At 56.0% G+C, this 2,806-nt stretch carries 1 rRNA gene; it reads left to right on the top strand.

Going from position 1 to position 2,806, the window contains the following annotated elements:
- Positions 1-63: 63 nt before the first annotated feature.
- Positions 64-2,806 (top strand): 23S ribosomal RNA (locus DVK01_RS20950); the annotation flags it as partial.

Below are 2,806 nucleotides of genomic sequence, written 5' to 3'. Positions count from 1 at the left end.
ATGAAACCGTGTGTACGTGCGATCCAGGCGTCCACTGGACTCGTTCAGTTGAACGAGTCACAACGACGTTGGCTACTATGCCAGCTGGTGGATTGCTCGGCTCAGGCGCTGATGAAGGACGTGCCAAGCTGCGATAAGCTGTGGGGAGCCGCACGGAGGCCAAGAACCACAGATTTCCGAATGAGAATCTCCTCTGCAATTGCTTCGCGCAATGGGGAACCCCGAGAACTGAAACATCTCAGTATCGGGAGGAACAGAAAACGCAACGTGATGTCGTCAGTAACCGCGAGTGAACGCGATACAGCCCAAACCGAAGCCCTCACGGGCAATGTGGTGTCCGGGCTACCTCTCATCAGCCGACCGTCTCGACGAAGTCTCTTGGAACAGAGCGTGATACAGGGTGACAACCCCGTACTCGAGACCAGTACGCTGTGCGGTAGTGCCAGAGTAGCGGGGGTTGGATATCCCTCGCGAATAACGCAGGCATCGACTGCGAAGGCTAAACACAACCTGAGACCGATAGTGAACAAGTAGTGTGAACGAACGCTGCAAAGTACCCTCAGAAGGGAGGCGAAATAGAGCATGAAATCAGTTGGCGATCGAGCGACAGGGCATACAAGGTCCCCTGACGAATGACCGACGCGCGAGCGTCCAGTAAGACTCACGGGAAGCCGATGTTCTGTCGTACGTTTTGAAAAACGAGCCAGGGAGTGTGTCTGTATGGCAAGTCTAACCGGAGTATCCGGGGAGGCACAGGGAAACCGACATGGCCGCAGGGCATTCATTTGCCCGAGGGCCGCCGTGTTCAAGCGCGGGGAGCCATGTGGACACGACCCGAATCCGGACGATCTACGCATGGACAAGATGAAGCGTGCCGAAAGGCACGTGGAAGTCTGTTAGAGTTGGTGTCCTACAATACCCTCTCGTGATCTATGTGTAGGGGTGAAAGGCCCATCGAGTCCGGCAACAGCTGGTTCCAATCGAAACATGTCGAAGCATGACCTCCGCCGAGGTAGTCTGTGGGGTAGAGCGACCGATTGGTGTGTCCGCCTCCGAGAGGAGTCGGCACACCTGTCAAACTCCAAACCTACAGACGCTGTTTGACGCGGGGATTCCGGTGCGCGGGGTAAGCCTGTGTACCAGGAGGGGAACAACCCAGAGATAGGTTAAGGTCCCCAAGTGTGGATTAAGTGTAATCCTCTGAAGGTGGTCTCGAGCCCTAGACAGCCGGGAGGTGAGCTTAGAAGCAGCTACCCTCTAAGAAAAGCGTAACAGCTTACCGGCCGAGGTTTGAGGCGCCCAAAATGATCGGGACTCAAATCCACCACCGAGACCTGTCCGCACCCGTTACAGGGTGATCGAGTAGATTGGCGCTCCAATTGGATGGAAGCGGGGGTGAGAACTCCTGTGGACCGATTGGTGACGAAAATCCTGGCCATAGTAGCAGCGATAGTCGGGTGAGAACCCCGACGGCCTAATGGATAAGGGTTCCTCAGCACTGCTGATCAGCTGAGGGTTAGCCGGTCCTAAGTCTCACCGCAACTCGACTGAGACGAAATGGGAAACGGGTTAATATTCCCGTGCCATCATGCAGTGAAAGTTGACGCCCTGGGGTCGATCACGCCGGGTTTTCGCCCGGTCGAACCGTCCAACTCCGTGGAAGCCGTAATGGCACGAAGCGGACGAACGGCGGTATAGGGAAACGTGATTCAACCTGGGGCCCATGAAAAGACGAGCATGATGTCCGTACCGAGAACCGACACAGGTGTCCATGGCGGCGAAAGCCAAGGCCTGTCGGGAGCAACCAACGTTAGGGAATTCGGCAAGTTAGTCCCGTACCTTCGGAAGAAGGGATGCCTGCTCCGGAACGGAGCAGGTCGCAGTGACTCGGAAGCTCGGACTGTCTAGTAACAACATAGGTGACCGCAAATCCGCAAGGACTCGTACGGTCACTGAATCCTGCCCAGTGCAGGTATCTGAACACCTCGTACAAGAGGACGAAGGACCTGTCAACGGCGGGGGTAACTATGACCCTCTTAAGGTAGCGTAGTACCTTGCCGCATCAGTAGCGGCTTGCATGAATGGATTAACCAGAGCTTCACTGTCCCAACGTTGGGCCCGGTGAACTGTACATTCCAGTGCGGAGTCTGGAGACACCCAGGGGGAAGCGAAGACCCTATGGAGCTTTACTGCAGGCTGTCGCTGAGACGTGGTCGCCGATGTGCAGCATAGGTAGGAGACATTACACAGGTACCTGCGCTAGCAGGCCACCGAGTCAACAGTGAAATACTACCCGTCGGTGACTGCGACTCTCACTCCGGGAGGAGGACACCGATAGCCGGGCAGTTTGACTGGGGCGGTACGCGCTCGAAAAGATATCGAGCGCGCCCTATGGCTATCTCAGCCGGGACAGAGACCCGGCGAAGAGTGCAAGAGCAAAAGATAGCTTGACAGTGTTCTTCCCAACGAGGAACGCTGACGCGAAAGCGTGGTCTAGCGAACCAATTAGCCTGCTTGATGCGGGCAATTGATGACAGAAAAGCTACCCTAGGGATAACAGAGTCGTCACTCGCAAGAGCACATATCGACCGAGTGGCTTGCTACCTCGATGTCGGTTCCCTCCATCCTGCCCGTGCAGAAGCGGGCAAGGGTGAGGTTGTTCGCCTATTAAAGGAGGTCGTGAGCTGGGTTTAGACCGTCGTGAGACAGGTCGGCTGCTATCTACTGGGTGTGTTATGGTGTCTGACAAGAACGACCGTATAGTACGAGAGGAACTACGGTTGGTGGCCACTGGTGTACCGGTTGT

This window comes from Haloarcula sp. Atlit-120R, from assembly GCF_003665885.1.
Classification (GTDB): domain Archaea; phylum Halobacteriota; class Halobacteria; order Halobacteriales; family Haloarculaceae; genus Haloarcula; species Haloarcula taiwanensis.
Note: the sequence above shows the minus strand (reverse complement) of the source record. Positions and strands in the feature narration are given on the sequence as shown.